Genomic DNA, 15637 nt, shown 5'->3' with positions numbered 1-15637 from the left:
CCTTGGACGCCACCCCCGACGACCCGGAGGAGCGGGCCGTGCTGGAGCGCGCCTCGCGCGAGTTCGCGGAGGCCTGCCAGGCCGAATCGGGGCACCTGCTCCCACATGTGGGCACGGTCGACGCGGCCCGCGAGCGCGTGCTGACCCTGCTGGACGAGGGCTCGTTCGTGGAGTAATCGGCATAGCGATCCGCCAGCTCATCGTTGAGGTCGTCGGTGTCGTCATTGCGGCTGGAGTCTCCGACCCCGAGTTCGTCGCGAAGACGGTCAAGATCCGTGCCACCGCTGTTGTACTTCAGCTGGCGAGCAACCTTGACCTGCTTGGCCTTTGCTCGGCCGCGCCCCATTGGCTCGACCCCCTCGTGTGGGGTCGTCCCCGACCCCTCGTCGCTAACGCACCACACACTGACGCCGCCCTGACTATGGACGTCAGCCTATCGTTCGCCTATTACCGTACCTGTTTTGTGCCCAGCTCGGTACGTCGTACCGGCGCGGGGCGTCAGTGGCCCAGCCAAATGCCCCTAACGCGCCCGACTTCCGACATTCTGCGCTCCGCCAGCCTATCCGCTGCCGCCGCCGGAGGGACGCCTTCCTCGGCGGCGATGGCGAAGATCTTCAGCGTGGTGTCGTAGATCTGCGCCGCCTTGGCCCTGGCCCGCTCCATGCTGAAACCCTCGATCTCGTCGGCCACCTGGATCACGCCGCCGGAGTTGACCACGTAGTCGGGCGCGTAGAGGATGCCGCGCTCGGCCAGCTGCTTCTCGACCCCGGGGTGGGCCAGCTGGTTGTTGGCCGCACCGCAGACGATCTTCGCGCGCAGCTTGTCGACCGTGTCGTCGTCGAGCGCTCCGCCCAGCGCGCAGGGGGCGAAGACGTCGAGGTCGGCCGAGGTCAGCGCCTCGGCGTCGGCCACCACGTCCACCTCGGGACGGCGCTGGCGCACCCTCTCGACGGCCTGCTCGCTGACGTCGCAGATCACCACGTCGGCGCCGTCCTCGCGGAGCAGCTCCACGAGCCGGTGGCCGACCTTGCCGACGCCCTCGACGCCGACCCGGCGGCCGTGCAGCGACGGTGTGCCGTAGACCTGCTCGGCCGAGGCGCGCATGCCCTGGAAGACGCCGAAGGCGGTCAGGATGGAGGAGTCGCCGGCGCCGCCGTGAGCGAGGGTGCGGCCGGTGACGAAGCGCGACTCGCGGGCGATGACGTCCATGTCCTCGCTGTAGGTGCCCACGTCGCAGGCGGTGATGTAGCGGCCGCCGAGCGACTCGACGAACCTGCCGTAGGCGCGCAGCAGCGCCTCGCTCTTGTCGCGGCCCGGGTCGCCGATGATGACGGCCTTGCCGCCGCCGAGGTCGAGCCCGGCCAGCGCGTTCTTGTAGGCCATCCCCCTCGCGAGGTTGAGCACGTCGGTCAGCGCCGCCTGCTCACTCTCGTACGGGTAGAACCTGGTGCCGCCGAGGGCGGGACCGAGTGCCGTGTTGTGGATGGCGATGATGGCTCGCAGGCCGCTGTGCGCGTCGGCGCAGAAGACGACCTGCTCGTGCACGTCCTTGTGGGACGGACTGAAGACGTCGGTCACGGTAGTGACTCCTGGTCCGGTCCGCCGCCTCTTCGCGGCGGAGATCGCCTCCCAGCGTAATGGCCACCACGGTGCAAGCCAGTGGTCTTCATGACACGATGCCTCCGTGCTGCCCTATGCCGCGTACCTCCGTGTCTACGAGCCGTTGAGCGCCTTTGCCGAGACTGAGCGGAAGGTGTGGGCCGACTACGCCGACTCACGCGACCGCCCGCGCCGCGCCAACGCCCTCAACGCCGAGCACGGCGAGGCCGTCCTGCGCCTGCTCGGCACGCCTCCGCAGCCCGTGCCCGCCCAGGAGAGCCCCAACGCCTACCTGCGGCGCGTTGAGGACCGGCTCTACGTTTGCCCCTGGCAGACCCGGCTGCGGTCGTGGCTGGCGTTCTCACGGCTGCGCGGCGGCACCCCGGTGAAGCTGATGGACCGCCTCGTCCCCAAGGCCATCGCCGACCAGACCGCCGACGACTTCGACAGGTACAAACGCGGGGGTGGCTCCTCCGCGCTGCGCACCCACATCCGCACCACGGCGTGGCATGTGCCACCCTCGTGGTTCGTGCCGTTTGATGGAAACGAGCGCTGGCTGGTGCTCGGCTCCTCGACACCGGGACAGGACGTGACGACGGCGACGGGACGCAACCTCATCTACGTCACCTCCATGGCCCAGGCCCGCAGGCGGGCGGCGCGGGCGCTGCAGGTGCTGCGCCGGCACCTGGGCGACGTGTCGGCCAACTTCGACGTGGAGGACGTCGCCCGCTGGCTGGAGGAGTTCCACCCCCACTCGCTGGTCGAGCTCGACTACGGCGGTCTCGTGCACCTCATGGACGACGGGGCGCTGCAGGCCGACCAGTCGGTGGCCGAGCTGTCGGCGGCCCTCACGGGGCTGGACACGGGTCAAGAAGAGCTTGCCTTCGCCATGTATCAGAGGGTCATCCTGCGCTGGAAGTCAATGCAACTCCTGGAATCTGCCAACTGAGCCCCAAAACAACCCTCTGACCTGCATGAGTCGGTCATGACTCCCGACTACTCACTTCTGCGAACTGAGTAGTTTGCCGTTTTCACTGCGATACCACGAAACGTGTCGCTAGAATCACCGAGCGTGACATCGCCACGGGGGCGGGCAGTTGGGTCAAAGAAGGGCTCGCCAATCGCTCAGCGTGGCTGTATGGTCACTTCGGGTGATGCCGCATATGAGCCGGAAAAGCCGCACGCTCTGGCTCATAGGGGGACATCCGTGACACGCGCAAAGGCAGTCACAGGATCGCTAAGCCGGTCCACACGGAGGAGAGGCCGCACAAATGTCAGCTCGTACACCCGAGGCCGAGCCGCTGCTCACGCCCGCCGAGGTCGCGACCATGTTCAGGGTCGACCCCAAGACCGTTACCCGGTGGGCCAAGGCGGGCAAGTTGACGTCGATTCGTACCCTCGGCGGTCACCGGCGTTACCGCGAGACCGAGGTTCGGGCACTGCTGGCGGGGATTCCGCAGCAGCGCTCGGAGTAATGCCGAGGTCGTCACGAACCTCAGGGGGGTTGAACGGTGGGCCTGGCTGGACGGCCCGGTCCACCTCTGTGACGACGAAGCGTCGCATACGGGAGTTGGCGCCGCCCGCCCGGCGCCATCCTTCCTGACGGCTACGCCACCTGCTCCTGTGTCAGGAGTGCCAGGAGCCGGTTGACGTCGGCGTCGTAGCCGGCGGCCACGCCGAGTAGCGACACCATCTGGTCGACGAGCATCTTCTCGAGCGCGGGGCGCTCGATGTCACGATGTTCGAGCCAGTCGAGACCCGCGGTCTCGACCGAGGCGATCCACGATCGCAGCGTGATGCGGAGCACCGGGCTCGGCTGATCGACCCGCATCTGCCTCTGGATGAGCCGGAAGAGGCGTTGCCTGACCCCGTCGACGATCTCGCCCACCTCACCCGCGCGGTTGGCGGGGCCACCGCGCAGCAGTGCGGCGAAGCCGGCGGCGTGCTCCTCGACGAAGTCGAAGTAGCGGGTGAGCCCGGCGGACAGCTCGTCGAGCGGCCGGCCGCCCTCCTGAGGGCGCAGCCGCGACTCCAACTGCTCGGCCGCGCTCCGCAGCGCCGCCACGTAGAGCTCCTGCTTGCCACCGAAGTAGTGGTAGACCAGCGCCCGCGAAGCGCCCGCGGCCGAGGCGACGTCGTCGATCGAGACGTCTTCGGCATCGCGCTTGCTGAAGAGCTCCAGGGCCGCCGCCATGAGCTCCTCGCGGCGGCGGTCGACGCTCAGCCGGCGCCGCGCGGGTCGTGCGGTCTCGGCCGACTTACCGGGTGTCACACCTGCACACTATCCGACGCGATCCCCAATAGCGGACCTGTGGCGAGCCGGTCAATAACAGGCTTCCCTTATCTCAGGCCGTACCCTGCGGCTGACTCGATCGTTTGGTGAGACAGGTGCCCAACTTCGCATCGCGGGGGAGACACATGTCAGGACCACCCGTCAAGTCTTCAACTATCGCCGAGCTTCGAGAGGTAGACGCACTGCCTCGTCCAAGACCCACCATCCGCAACGTCGCCGAGCGTGCCGGCGTCTCCAAGTCGCTGGTCTCACTCGTGTTACGCGGCTCGCCGCACGTGAGCGAGCACCGGCGGCAGGCCGTGCTGCAGGCGGCCCGCGAGCTCGGCTACCGGCCGAACGCGGTCGCGCGCAGCCTCGTCGAGGGCCGTACCCACCTCGTCGGCGCGCTCGTCGCCGACCTGCACAACCCGTTCTACGCCGAGTTCCTCGACGGCCTGCAGGAGAGCCTGCACGGCGACGGGCTGCGCATGCTGATCGGCAACAGCCAGTGGGACCCAGCGTTCGAGGACGAGGCCGTCGAGGCCTTCCTGGAGCTCAGGGTCGACGGGCTGGTGCTGCTGGGCATCGCTCCGACCAGCGAGACCCTGATCGAGGCGACCTCCTACACTCCCACGGTCGTCGTGGGGGAACGTGACATCGAGCTCGAAGGCGTCGACATCGTCGTCGACGACGACCAGCTCGGCGCCCGCCTGGCCATCGACCACCTGGTCGAGCTGGGCCACAAGCGGATCGCGCACATCGAGGGCCCGCGCCCCTCCCGCTGCGAGGGCTACCTCGTGGCGATGCGCAGGCACGCCCTGGCCCCGTACATCATGGTCGAGGCCGCGGCCTCGACCGAGGAGGGTGGCAGGGAGGCGGCTCACGCCCTGCTGACCCGGGATCCCCGGCCCTCGGCGATCTTCGCCGCCAACGACATGGTGGCGCTCGGTGTGCTGTCGGCCGCCGGCGACCTGGGCCTGCGCGTGCCCGACGATGTCTCGGTGGTCGGCTACGACAACACCCACCTATCGGCCTCGCACCACATCTCGCTCACCTCGGTCGACCAACCGCGCCGCACCATGGGCAGGTCGGCGGCGGCCCTGCTCAGCGACCGGATCGGAGACCCCGCCAAGGGCGCGCGGCTGCGCCAGGTGACCCCCGAGCTGATCGTACGGCGCAGCACGGGACCCGTCTAAGAACTGGCCAAGGCTCGGTCAACCCGCCCGGCATCCTCCCCGTACGGCGGTTTACTCACCAGGGTCATGCAAAGTGTGGCCGAATATGGTTCGGTCACGATCTGATCCGGGGGAACGGTCATGCGTGATCCAGAACTGGTGTCCTGCGCCCAACGGGCGGCGGCCGAGCTCGAGCGGGCGTGGGGCCACTGGCGGGCGGGCAGGGGGCTGGGCGCCGACGCCGAGTCCGTGGCCAGCTACGTCGCCCACTCCCTCGACCACCCGTGGGGCCGCCCCCGCGTCGTGCTCGGCCTCGACGCCGAGGACGCGCGGGAGCTGGCCGCGCTGCTCCAGCGGCAGGAGGTCGGCGAACACGTCTGGTGAGAACCGGCGCTGACGTAAGTTGGAACCTATGCGTGCACTACCCGCCACCGTCCTCGCCACCTGCGGCCTGATCGTCTCCGCGTGCGGCGGTGCCGCCACCGGCGGCGCCGCGGCAGGTCAGGCCAACCCACCCGCCAGGGCCGGCGCCGCGCCCGCAACGGCGGCGGCCACCGGGGCCGAGCCGCTAGCCGGCAAGGTGATCGTCATCGATCCCGGCCACAACGGGGGCAACTACCGCGACCCGAAGGCCATCAATCGCAAGGTCAACGTGCTGACCCAGTGGAAGGCCTGCGACACCACCGGCACGCAGACCGCCGGCCGCTACACCGAGGCCGCCTTCACCTGGGACGTCGCCAACCGGATGGCCAAGATCCTCAAGAGCCGCGGCGCCACGGTCAAGCTGACCAGGAGCGACAACGACAGCGTGGGCCCGTGCATCACCGAGCGGGCCGCGATCGCCAACCGGGCCAAGGCCGACGCCGCGATCTCGGTGCACGCCGACGGGAGCGCCCCGGCCAACCAGGGCTTCCACGTGATCATGCCCAAGAAGATCAACGGGCCGGTCGACCCGGTCGTGGGCGACTCCCGCAAGCTGGGCATCGCCGTACGCGACGCCTATCGCAAGGGCACCGGGCTGCCCTACTCGACCTACATCGGCAGCAAGGCGCTCGACTTCCGCAACGACCTCGGCGGGCTCAACCTGTCGACCGTGCCGAAGATCTTCATCGAGGCCGGCAACATGAAGAACCCCGCCGAGGCGGCGAAGTTCGGCGATCCGAAGTTCCGGCAGAAGATCGCACTGGCTTTGTCGAACGGTTTGCAGCAGTATTTCAGATCGTGATCCCTCGGCCTCGCCTGTTCAACCCGCTCTCCGGCTCCTACGAGCTGGCCTCCGGCGCCACCGTGTCGGGGCCTGCCGAGATGGTCGGCGCCGTTCGGGTGGCGCTCGCCGGGCTCGATCCGCTGCCCGGCGACTCGGGGGCGATCGACCTGCGGCACGACCCGGCGCTCGGCTCCGAGGCGTACAAACTGGTCGTGGGGTCGCGCGGGGTGGAGATCACCGCGGGCGGGCGGGCCGGCGCGTTCTACGCCGGGCAGACGCTGCACCAGTTGCTGCCCGACGCCTCCTACCGGTTCTCGGCCGGCGCCACGTGGAGCGTTCCCGGGGTGCGGATCGAAGACTCTCCCCGTTTCGCCTGGCGGGGGCTGCACCTGGACGTGGCCCGGCACTTCTTCCCCAAGCGGGAGATCCTCCGCCTGGTCGACCTGATGGCCGTGCACAAGCTCAACCGGCTCCACCTGCACCTGGCCGACGACCAGGGGTGGCGGGTGGAGAGCAGGGCCTACCCACTGCTGAACGAGATCTCCTCGCACCGGCCGCGCACCATGACCAACCTGCGCGGCGAGCCGGAGACCTACGACGACCTGCCGCACGGCGGCCACTACTCACTCGACGACCTGGCCGAGATGGCCGCCTACGCGCGGGCCCGCGAGATCGTGATCGTGCCCGAGATCGACGTCCCCGGTCACGCCTCGGCCATCCTGGCCGCCTACCCGTCGCTGGGGGTGGACGGCGAGAGCCACACGGTGCTCGATCGCTGGGGCATCTCCCCCGCGATCCTGTCGCCGCTGCCGCCCACGGTCGAGTTCCTGACCACGATCTTCGACGAGCTGGCCGGCGCCCTCGGCGAGACGCCCTACGTCCACATCGGCGGCGACGAGGTGGTGCTCGACCACTGGGCGGCCTCCCCCGAGATCACCGCCTACCGCGACTCGCTGGGGCTGGCCTCCGTGAGCTCGCTGCAGTCGTGGTTCCTGCGGCGGCTGGCCGACCTGCTGGCCGAGCGGGGCTCGCGCGCGGTCGTCTGGGACGAGGCGTTCGTCAGCGGCGGGCTGCGCCAGGACACCCTGGTGATGCCGTGGCGGGGCATGGGGGTCGGCCGGCGCGCCGCCGCGGCCGGCCACGACGTGGTCGCCACGCCGGTGTTCCCGCTCTACTTCGACTACGCCGAGTCGGCGTCACGGGACGAGCCGAAATCCCTCGGCGACGTGATCACGGTGGCCGATGTGGCCGCCTTCGCCCCGGCCCCCGACGACTGGACGGAGGAGGAACGCTCACACGTCGTCGGCGCCCAGGCGCAGCTCTGGAGCGAATACACCGCCGACGCCCGCACACTCGACTACCGCGCCTGGCCGCGGGCGTGCGCGCTGGCCGAGGTGGCCTGGCACGGGGCCGCGGGCGAGGGCTTCGCGGAGCGGCTGGAGGCGCACCTGCGACGGCTCGACGCCCTCGGCGTGGAGTATCGCCCCTCCGGCGGGCCCCGTCCGTGGCAGCGCCGCAGGCCGCACCGGCCCAGCCCGCACACGATGGCCGACATCATGGAGCGTCTCGACCGGATGACCCACGACGCGGAGTCGACCCGCCCCAGCATCTAGCCTCCGGGCGGACGCTCGTTGAGGATGCGCTGGAAGAGCTTGTGGTCGCGCCATGAGCCGTCGATGTGCAGGTAGTGCGGGGCGACGCCGATGGCCTCGAATCCCGCCTTGGCCAGCACCCGCTGGGAAGCCACGTTGTCGAGCAGCGTGCCCGCCTCGATCCGGTGCAGGCGCAGCCGCTCGTCGGCTACCTGGCAGGCGGCCAGCGCCGCGGCGGTCGCGAGGCCGCGCCCGTTGTAGGCGGCATCGACCCAGTAGCCCAGGCTGCCGCTGCGGAACGGGCCGAGCACGATGTTGGAGAGGTTGACGCAGCCGACGACGGAGTCGCCGTCAGCGAGCACCCACGGCATCAGGCGCCCGGTGTTCCGCTGTTCGAGCTGGTCCTCCACCCGGATGACCTGGCCCCGCAGGGTGAAGAAGTCGTCGGGGCGGCGAGGGTCCCAGTGGCGAAGGTGCTCGCGGTTGCGCACGTAGGCCTCGGTCAGGGCCTCCGCGTCATCGACCGCGACCGGGCGCAGGACGACGTCGTCAACGAGTGGCAAGGTCACCGTCCAACCCTAGGACCCACGCCACGCCTCCGTACGGCGCCGACCGGTTTCCCCTTCAGGCGGTGCGATCTCAAGCGGTCTCAGATGGCGTCTCAGAGAGCTGTCTCAGGCGGCGGCCTCAGGCGGTGCGGCCGATGATCTCGGTGATGGAGGTCAGGCGGTGGCGGCGGAGGCGGCGCGACAGCTGCCGGTGGATGCGCGAGGCCCACAACGGGCCGCCGTAGATCCAGCCGGTGTAGCCCTGCACGAGCGTGGCCCCGGCCAGCAGCCGTTCCCACACGTCGTCGACGTCCTCCACGCCGCCCACCGAGACGAGGGTGAGCCGGTCACCGACGCGGGCCCGCAGCCGTCGCAGCACCTCCAGCGAGCGCGCTTTGAGCGGCCGTCCCGACAGGCCGCCGGTCTCGCCGCCGTGCCTGATCGTGGTGTTGGTCGCGATGATGCCGTCGAGCCCGAGCTCCAGCGCCAGGTCGGCCACCGCGTCCACGTCGTCGTCGGCCAGGTCGGGGGCGATCTTCACCAGCAGCGGCGTGCGGCGGGACGTGCCGTCGGCGACCTCCTTGACCGCGGCCAGCAGCGGCCGCAGCAGCTCCACGGCCTGCAGGTCGCGCAGCCCGGGTGTGTTGGGCGAGCTGACGTTGACCACGAGGTAGTCGGCCAGCGGCGCCAGCTCCTTGGCGCTCTCCACGTAGTCGGCCGCGGCCCGCGCCTCCGGCACCACCTTGGTCTTGCCGATGTTGACGCCCACCACGACCGGCACCCCACGCGGGCGGCGCAGGCGGCGGGCGGCGGCCACGGCTCCGGCGTTGTTGAAGCCCATCCGGTTGATGATCGCCCGCTCCTGGACCAGCCTGAACAGCCGTGGGCGGGGGTTGCCGGGCTGGCCGTGGGCGGTGATGGTGCCGACCTCGACGTGGCCGAAGCCGAGCGCGGCGATGCCCTCGGCGCAGGCGGCCTCCTTGTCGAAGCCGGCGGCCAGGCCCAGCGGCCCGGGGAAGTGCACTCCGAACGCGCTGACGCGAAGGGCCGGGTCGCGAGGCGCGAGCAGTCTGTGGAGCAGCCGTTTGAGCAGCGGCAGCGCCGAGAGGAGCGCGAGGGCCCGGATGGTCAGGTGGTGCACGGCCTCGGCGTCGAAACGTCGCAAGACCTGCGTGAATACGAGGCGATACATCAGGGGTCAGGCTACCAAGCCGGCCCGGCGCGCGATGATCGCGACCCGCGCCCGGTGGTGGTCATGGCTCCGACGGGGTATGCGTGGGGCATGGGACCTGTGAACATCCAGCGCGTCTACGACCACGAGCCGACCGAGGGAACGGTGTTCCTGGTGGACCGCCTCTGGCCGCGCGGCGTCCGCAAGAGCGACCTGCACCTGGACGGCTGGTTGAAGGATCTCGCGCCTTCGACCGAGTTGCGCGAGTGGTTCGGTCACCGTCCCGAACGTTTCGAGGAGTTCGCCAAGCGTTACCGCGCCGAGCTCGACGAGCATCCCGAGGCGCTGCGGCCCCTGCTCGACGCGGCCGAGCGTGGCCCGGTGACGCTGCTCTACGCGGCCAAGGACACCGAGCACAACCAGGCCCGCGTGCTGCGTGACCATGTCCGGGCGGCCGTCTCCGGCTGACCTCGATCGAGCGGCGCCGGGCAGGAGATCGGCACAGGGGCGACAGTCAGGGGTGGAGCCGGGCGGGCGGTATGGTCCGACTCATGAGCTCTCACTATGACGTCGTCGTTCTCGGCGCGGGTCCTGGAGGATACACGGCCGCGGTCCGCGCCGCCCAGCTCGGGCTGCGCGCAGCGGTCATCGAGGAGAAATACTGGGGTGGCGTCTGCCTGAACGTGGGGTGCATCCCGTCCAAGGCGCTGCTGCGCAACGCCGAGCTGGCCCACATCTTCACCAACGAGGCCAAGACGTTCGGCATCAGCGGCGAGGTGACCTTCGACTACGGCGCCGCCTACACGCGCAGCCGCAAGGTGGCCGACGGCCGTGTCAAGGGCGTCCACTACCTGATGAAGAAGAACGCCATCACCGAGTACGACGGCCGCGGCACGTTCCTGGACGCCAACACGATCCAGGTCAACGGCGAGACCGTCACCTTCGATCACTGCATCATCGCCACGGGCGCCACCACCAGGTTGATCCCGGGCACCTCCCTGTCGGAGCGGGTGGTGACGTACGAGGAGCAGATCCTTTCCGAGCGGCTGCCGGAGAGCATCATCATCGCGGGCGCGGGCGCGATCGGCGTGGAGTTCGCGTACGTGCTGCACAACTACGGCGTCAAGGTGACGATCGTGGAGTTCCTCGACCGGGTGGTGCCGCTGGAGGACGAGGAGGTCTCCGCCGAGCTGGCCAAGCGCTACAAGCGGCTCGGCATCGAGGTGCTGACCTCGACCCGGGTGGAGGACATAAACGACACCGGTTCGTCGGTCAAGGTGACCGTCAGCCGTGACGGGCAGCGGCAGGTGCTCGAGGCCGACAAGGTGCTGCAGGCGATCGGCTTCCAGCCGCGGATCGACGGCTACGGTCTGGAGAAGACCGGCGTGGCCCTCACCGACCGGGGCGCGATCGCGATCGACGGCCGGTGCCGGACCAACGTGCCGCACATCTTCGCCATCGGCGACGTCACGGCCAAGCTCATGCTGGCCCACGCCGCCGAGGCGATGGGCGTCATCGCGGCCGAGACGATCGGCGACGCCGAGACCATGGAGCTCGACTACGTGATGATCCCGCGGGCCACCTACTGCCAGCCGCAGGTGGCCAGCTTCGGCTACACCGAGGCGCAGGCCCGCGACCTGGGCTACGACGTCAAGACGGTCAAGTTCCCGTTCACGGCCAACGGCAAGGCCCACGGCCTGGGCGACACCGTCGGCTTCGTCAAGCTCGTCAGCGACGCCAAGTACGGCGAGCTGCTCGGCGCCCACCTGATCGGCCCCGAGGTCACCGAGCTGCTGCCGGAGCTGACGCTGGCCCAGCTGTGGGACCTCACGGTCCACGAGGTCGCCCGCAACGTGCACGCCCACCCGACCCTCGGCGAAGCGGTCAAGGAGGCGATCCACGGCCTGGCCGGTCACATGATCAACATGTGATCCGAAGGCCGCGGCATCAGTGATCGGTACGGCCGGCCGTACCGATCACCGCCATACGTACAGTCCCGCGCCGATCAGCAACACGGCGACGACGCTCGCGGCGGCGCGGACCGAGTTCCAGCGCGTCCAGCGGGGCGAGTACGCCTTCCAGTCCAGCCGGTCGGCGTCCAGGGCGTTGTTCATCGGCACGTTGAGCGCGGCCGTCGGCAGGAACGCGCCCAGCGCGTAGACCACGCCCGCCGCGAAGAACCAGGTCGCGGCCCCGGTCTGGTCGTCCAGCAGCAGGAGCAGGCCGGCGCCCGCCGAGGCGAGCGGCGAGAGCGTGAAGACGGGCAGGAATCCCGGGTTGAGGATCTTCCGGTTGATGCTTCGCATGACGGTCGCCGCCTGCGCGGGCTCTACCGCGTCGAGCCCCGGCATGACGGAGTTGGAGAACGCGTAGAAGATGCCCGCCATGATGCCGTTCAGCAGGAGGGCGATGGCGGCGAGGACTGCGGCCAGGATGGACAGCATGCCCACATGATCCCGCTTTGGGCGGATCTGCACACCTGGTATCCGCATACCTGATTACGCGTCACGGCAGCCGTCAGAGCGGAAACCAGCCGTTGCCCTCGTACCAGTGGCCGCCGGCCCGCAGGTGATCGACGATCGCGCGCTCCAGCGTGGTCCGCGGGGTCAGCGTCTCCACCGGCAGCCCCGGGTCGCCGAAGACGAACTCGATCGGCCCGGTGTCGTTGGTCCACTCGGCCCGGTAGGCGGGACGGAAGCGGCGCTGGAACCCGACGATGTTCGAGGTCTCCGGCAGGTGGTCGCCCAGTTGCGGATCGAGCAGCCAGGAGTGGCAGGCGGCGACGGCGTACTTCTCCTCGGGGAAGTGGCGGGGGAAGAACTCGCGGGCGCGGGCCAGCGAGTCGTCGCAGGCGGCCCGGGTCAGCGGGCCGTAGAAGTCGGGGATGTGCAGGTGCAGGGCGGGGTCTCCGGGACCGAGCGGCAGGACCGCGGCGACCGCTTGCCCGGTGCGCCGGCCGAGTGTCCCGCGCTGGAACTGCAGTCGTCCCAGTTGGTAGAGCTCGCCGCGGAAGTGCAGCTTGATCCAGAAGGGCTGCAGCACGCCGCCGGTGCCGTGCCGCCTGCGGTGCAGGGCGAGGTTGCGGCCGAGGTCGGCGAGGGTGTGCCGCGACACGTCGGCCGGCACTCCCCTCTCGCGGTGGTAGGCCCGAACGTAAGGGAGCGTGGCGGCGAACACGTAGGCGTGGAAGTAGCGGCCGACCGGGCCCAGCCCCTCCGGCAGGTAGGGCAGGTCGAAGGCGTCGCCGATCGTCCCGATGCCGCCCGCCAGCCGCTGGACGCAGCGTCGCAGCAGCCACCACAGCTCCGGGTCGGCCCGCAGCTCCCCGGCCAGCGCGAGGAGCTCGTTGACGTCCTCGTGCGGCACGGCCAGGTCGAGCAGGGTGGTGGGGTCGGGCAGGACGATCTCGACCTCCGGGGAGTCGCCGGCCTCCACGCCGGCCAGCCAGCCCGCGGTCCGCGGGTCGGATCGGAGCAGGTCAAGCGCGTTGGCCACCCGGGCTCCCCCTTTTCGTTCGACCTTCTAGGTTTACCGGACGTTGACGTGTGCTTGAACACCTGCTCGACGCCGCCCGCGGTTAACGCCTCACCAGCCACACAGGAAAGGCGACCGGCGGGGGCCCATTGGTTCACACATTCGGAACCACATAAAGGGCTCCGTACGTCACACTCACGCAAACTTCGTGACTCCTGAGCCTGGAGAGGCCAAAGTGACATTAGGCAGATCCTTGGTAGTGGTCGTGCTCGCCGCCGCGGCGTTCGGCGTCGAGGGAGCCGCGGCGAGCGGTGACGCCCGTCCCGTGGGCAAGGCACCCGCCGTGGCGTCCACTGCGGTCGCGACGCCCGCCAAGACCGGCGAGACCCGCGAAACCGGCGAGACCCGCGCCGATGAGCCATCCTGTGTACGGGTCAAGGGCGCGGCGGCCTGTGTGGGGGACGACGAGAGCAGCCGGCCGGGCATCTCGATCGAGGACACGAGGAACGACCGGCTCCATCCCGCGGTCGAGTACTACCTGAACGGCTACCTGGGCACGAAGTACGTCATCCACAATCTGGCCCGCGAAGGCGAGATTCGAGGAAGCCGCGAAATCGGCAAGACCATCACGTTCAGAGCGGCACTCTACAGAGGCGACAAACTGCTCAAGGTCAGCCGATGGAAGACGGTCCGCGACGTCACCAAATATCCGGTGAAAAGAGAAACACGCGTCACCCCGGCCGGCGCCCGGGCCCGGTCCGAGATCTGCGTGTCGACGAGGGGCGCCGCCAGCACCTGCTTCGCCGAGAAGAACACGTTCGTCTTCGCGTGCGACACAGGCGCCGACAAGCACCAGGCGCGGGCCGAATACTTCGTCGCCGGCGACCCGACGGCACGCTACGAGATCCACCAGTTGGCCGGGGTCAACACCTGCGGGAAGGCCGAACACGGCGACCTCGCCATCAGCATGTACCGTGCCTCGGTGTTCGACGACGACCACCAGGTGGCCACCAGGCTGTACAGGTACAACTAGGAATCAGTCCGCGACAAGGCGCTCCCAGCGTCCTTCGTGCTCGCGCTGGCGCCGGATGACGTACGTGCCAGGGGTGCAGCCCGTGGCCCCGTGCTCGGGGTGCAGCAGGTAGGCCACGGCCGAGGTCTGGAAGACGCCGAGCGCCAGCCGGTCGGTGTCCAGCACGTGGGTCGTCCACCGGCAGGTGCCCGGGTCGGCGACGAGCGTGTGCGGGTTGCCCCCGGCCGCCCCGCGGAGCAGCTCGACGCCCTCCGGGGGCACGTCCTTCCAGATGCTGTCGGGCCAGAACTTCACCGACGACGCGACGACGGCGTGCGGGATGACGATGAGGTCGCCCTGGGCCTGGAGGCCGTCGACGACGGGGATGCGCGCCGACCGCTCGAGGTGGTCGAGCACGGCGAGTCCGGTCCGCTGGGAGAGCGATGCGAGAGTCACAGTCATGGAGATCACCTCAGGTTCGGCGTACGAGTAGGGAGTACTGCTCGGCGGACAGCCCGTAGGTCCAGCCGGCGGCGGCGACGGGGTCGTCGAGGAAGCCCGGCACGGTCAGCCCGTATCTCCGGCGGTGCCCGTCTCGTTCGACGGACCCGTTGACCGCCAGGAGCACCCTGGTCTCCTTGCGCATGTCGAAAAGCCGCAGCTCGGAGCCGGGATTGCCGGGGTCGGGCGCGGTGGCGACCAGTCGCAGCCCGGCCCGGTCGATGTAGGTCTGCCAGCCGATGCGCTCGATCGCGCACCGCCTGACCTCGACGTTGGCCTCCTGCGCGATCCGCTCGACACCGGGATCCGCGATCACCCAGGAGGGCACCAGGATGCCGTGCCAGGCATGGACGTCCCATCCGTCCGCGTATCGCACCGCGGGGCCGTCCGCACAGTGCGGCCGCACCTCGCCGTCATCGCCCCACACCTCCGTGTGCAGGGCGACGGGGCGCTCGGAGATGACGCACACGTCTTCGCGGGGCCACCACCAGCCGCATGACCTGGCCGCCGCCGCCCAGAGATCGAGGTGCCGGGTCTGCTCGGGGGTGAAGACCACACCGGCCGCCCGGCGCAGGGCGTCGTAGTGGGCGACCCAGGAGACGCACTGCGTCCCGTACCAGGAGGTCTCCCGAGGATTCCGGAAGTCGTGGGCCGCCTGGACCGGCATGAGCACGCTGTTGCCGGATCGCGAGAGCGAGCCGCGGACCTTCTGGCGGATCAGTTGTTCCATCGGCCGCTGGACCCACCTGACCTGGCCGTCGAGCTCGCGGCACAGGATCGTGCTCAGCGACCTGAGCCGAGGGGGCACCGGCCATTCGGACATGCGCTCGGCGGACTCCGAAGGCCGTATACGCACACCCGGCGGCACGGTCACCAGGGCCGCGACCGGCGACGAGACCCAGTGGAACCGTGGTGGGCCGAGCCCGATCAGGTGATACAGCCCCGAGATGGCGGCCTCTGCGGCCGGACGGTCGGCGGGCAGCGTCGACAACGCCCAGCCCAGCCATTCTTCGCGGATTTCGGCAGCTTCCCGCTGCAGGAGAGCGCTCACCAGATGAGGGTGGCGTCGTCCTTTCCAATGATCAT

The 15637-nt window shown here is 69.8% G+C and carries 17 protein-coding genes and 1 pseudogene; 9 read left to right on the top strand and 9 right to left on the bottom strand.

The window, feature by feature from the left end; translation table 11 throughout:
- Positions 1-169 precede the first annotated feature (169 nt).
- Positions 170-346 (bottom strand): annotated as a pseudogene (locus tag AB0C16_RS17060) (DUF3073 domain-containing protein); the annotation flags it as partial.
- Between the two features lie 152 nt (positions 347-498).
- A complete protein-coding gene (locus AB0C16_RS17055; RefSeq protein ID WP_357683711.1) occupies positions 499-1578 on the bottom strand; it encodes a Glu/Leu/Phe/Val dehydrogenase in 1080 nt (359 codons plus the stop codon).
- 106 nt (positions 1579-1684) lie between these two features.
- Between AB0C16_RS17055 and AB0C16_RS17050 the strand changes: the two genes are divergently transcribed.
- Positions 1685-2548, top strand: coding sequence for a hypothetical protein (locus tag AB0C16_RS17050; protein ID WP_357683708.1), 864 nt, complete (start codon positions 1685-1687; stop codon positions 2546-2548).
- 322 nt (positions 2549-2870) lie between these two features.
- Positions 2871-3074 carry a developmental transcriptional regulator BldC gene (gene bldC / locus AB0C16_RS17045; RefSeq protein ID WP_013133571.1) on the top strand — a complete coding sequence of 68 codons (204 nt, stop codon included), beginning with the start codon at positions 2871-2873 and terminating at the stop codon, positions 3072-3074.
- 131 nt (positions 3075-3205) lie between these two features.
- Here the strand turns inward: bldC and AB0C16_RS17040 are convergent, their stop codons facing one another.
- Positions 3206-3871, bottom strand: a complete 666-nt coding sequence (locus AB0C16_RS17040) for a TetR/AcrR family transcriptional regulator (RefSeq protein WP_357683705.1) — start codon at positions 3869-3871, stop codon at positions 3206-3208.
- Positions 3872-4017: 146 nt separating this feature from the next.
- On the opposite strand from AB0C16_RS17040, the gene AB0C16_RS17035 reads away from it, so the two are divergent.
- From AB0C16_RS17035 to AB0C16_RS17020, 4 genes are all read left to right on the top strand, one after another.
- Complete coding sequence (locus tag AB0C16_RS17035; RefSeq protein ID WP_357683702.1) at positions 4018-5067, top strand: LacI family DNA-binding transcriptional regulator; 1050 nt, start codon at positions 4018-4020, stop codon at positions 5065-5067.
- A 120-nt stretch (positions 5068-5187) separates the two neighbouring features.
- On the top strand, positions 5188-5430 hold the full coding sequence (locus tag AB0C16_RS17030) for a hypothetical protein (protein ID WP_357683699.1): 243 nt from the start codon (positions 5188-5190) through the stop codon (positions 5428-5430).
- A 28-nt stretch (positions 5431-5458) separates the two neighbouring features.
- Positions 5459-6271: an N-acetylmuramoyl-L-alanine amidase gene (locus tag AB0C16_RS17025; protein WP_357683696.1), complete on the top strand. Its 813-nt coding sequence runs from the start codon at positions 5459-5461 to the stop codon at positions 6269-6271.
- On the top strand, positions 6268-7866 hold the full coding sequence (locus AB0C16_RS17020; protein WP_357683694.1) for a beta-N-acetylhexosaminidase: 1599 nt from the start codon (positions 6268-6270) through the stop codon (positions 7864-7866). The genes AB0C16_RS17025 and AB0C16_RS17020 overlap by 4 nt, the downstream gene beginning before the upstream one ends.
- On the opposite strand, the gene AB0C16_RS17015 is transcribed toward AB0C16_RS17020, so the two are convergent.
- On the bottom strand, positions 7863-8414 hold the full coding sequence (locus tag AB0C16_RS17015) for a GNAT family protein (protein WP_357683692.1): 552 nt from the start codon (positions 8412-8414) through the stop codon (positions 7863-7865). The genes AB0C16_RS17020 and AB0C16_RS17015 overlap by 4 nt on opposite strands.
- A gap of 118 nt (positions 8415-8532) precedes the next feature.
- Positions 8533-9585, bottom strand: coding sequence for a quinone-dependent dihydroorotate dehydrogenase (locus AB0C16_RS17010; RefSeq protein WP_357683690.1), 1053 nt, complete (start codon positions 9583-9585; stop codon positions 8533-8535).
- A 90-nt stretch (positions 9586-9675) separates the two neighbouring features.
- On the opposite strand from AB0C16_RS17010, the gene AB0C16_RS17005 reads away from it, so the two are divergent.
- Positions 9676-10032, top strand: coding sequence for a DUF488 family protein (locus AB0C16_RS17005; RefSeq protein ID WP_357683687.1), 357 nt, complete (start codon positions 9676-9678; stop codon positions 10030-10032).
- Positions 10033-10115: 83 nt separating this feature from the next.
- Entirely contained in the window at positions 10116-11495 is a 1380-nt protein-coding gene (lpdA, locus tag AB0C16_RS17000) for a dihydrolipoyl dehydrogenase (protein ID WP_357683685.1), read from the top strand.
- 45 nt (positions 11496-11540) lie between these two features.
- On the opposite strand, the gene AB0C16_RS16995 is transcribed toward lpdA, so the two are convergent.
- Positions 11541-12008 carry an anthrone oxygenase family protein gene (locus tag AB0C16_RS16995; RefSeq protein ID WP_357683682.1) on the bottom strand — a complete coding sequence of 156 codons (468 nt, stop codon included), beginning with the start codon at positions 12006-12008 and terminating at the stop codon, positions 11541-11543.
- A gap of 73 nt (positions 12009-12081) precedes the next feature.
- Positions 12082-13059 (bottom strand): acyltransferase domain-containing protein, encoded by a 978-nt coding sequence (locus tag AB0C16_RS16990; RefSeq protein WP_357683680.1) that lies wholly within the window; start codon positions 13057-13059, stop codon positions 12082-12084.
- A gap of 214 nt (positions 13060-13273) precedes the next feature.
- Here AB0C16_RS16990 and AB0C16_RS16985 point away from each other — a divergent pair, with 214 nt between their 5' ends.
- Positions 13274-14071 carry a hypothetical protein gene (locus AB0C16_RS16985; RefSeq protein ID WP_357683677.1) on the top strand — a complete coding sequence of 266 codons (798 nt, stop codon included), beginning with the start codon at positions 13274-13276 and terminating at the stop codon, positions 14069-14071.
- A gap of 3 nt (positions 14072-14074) precedes the next feature.
- On the opposite strand, the gene AB0C16_RS16980 is transcribed toward AB0C16_RS16985, so the two are convergent.
- Together AB0C16_RS16980 and AB0C16_RS16975 are read right to left on the bottom strand one after the other, a co-directional pair.
- A complete protein-coding gene (locus AB0C16_RS16980; RefSeq protein WP_357683674.1) occupies positions 14075-14512 on the bottom strand; it encodes a hypothetical protein in 438 nt (145 codons plus the stop codon).
- 10 nt (positions 14513-14522) lie between these two features.
- Positions 14523-15602, bottom strand: coding sequence for a DUF6745 domain-containing protein (locus tag AB0C16_RS16975; protein WP_357683672.1), 1080 nt, complete (start codon positions 15600-15602; stop codon positions 14523-14525).
- Positions 15603-15637: the final 35 nt, after the last annotated feature.

Origin of the sequence: Nonomuraea sp. NPDC048916, from assembly GCF_040649575.1 — a bacterium.
Lineage (GTDB): Bacteria > Actinomycetota > Actinomycetes > Streptosporangiales > Streptosporangiaceae > Nonomuraea.
This window is presented reverse-complemented; position numbering and strand designations above follow the sequence as displayed.

Coding starts and splice junctions, on each gene's coding strand:
- AB0C16_RS17030 (WP_357683699.1), top strand. CDS start 5,188: ATGCGTGATCCAGAACTGGTGTCCTGCGCCCAACGGGCGGCGGCCGAG.
- AB0C16_RS17035 (WP_357683702.1), top strand. CDS start 4,018: ATGTCAGGACCACCCGTCAAGTCTTCAACTATCGCCGAGCTTCGAGAG.
- AB0C16_RS17010 (WP_357683690.1), bottom strand. CDS start 9,585: ATGTATCGCCTCGTATTCACGCAGGTCTTGCGACGTTTCGACGCCGAG.
- AB0C16_RS17005 (WP_357683687.1), top strand. CDS start 9,676: ATGGGACCTGTGAACATCCAGCGCGTCTACGACCACGAGCCGACCGAG.
- AB0C16_RS17025 (WP_357683696.1), top strand. CDS start 5,459: ATGCGTGCACTACCCGCCACCGTCCTCGCCACCTGCGGCCTGATCGTC.
- AB0C16_RS16980 (WP_357683674.1), bottom strand. CDS start 14,512: ATGACTGTGACTCTCGCATCGCTCTCCCAGCGGACCGGACTCGCCGTG.
- AB0C16_RS16995 (WP_357683682.1), bottom strand. CDS start 12,008: ATGCTGTCCATCCTGGCCGCAGTCCTCGCCGCCATCGCCCTCCTGCTG.
- lpdA (WP_357683685.1), top strand. CDS start 10,116: ATGAGCTCTCACTATGACGTCGTCGTTCTCGGCGCGGGTCCTGGAGGA.
- bldC (WP_013133571.1), top strand. CDS start 2,871: ATGTCAGCTCGTACACCCGAGGCCGAGCCGCTGCTCACGCCCGCCGAG.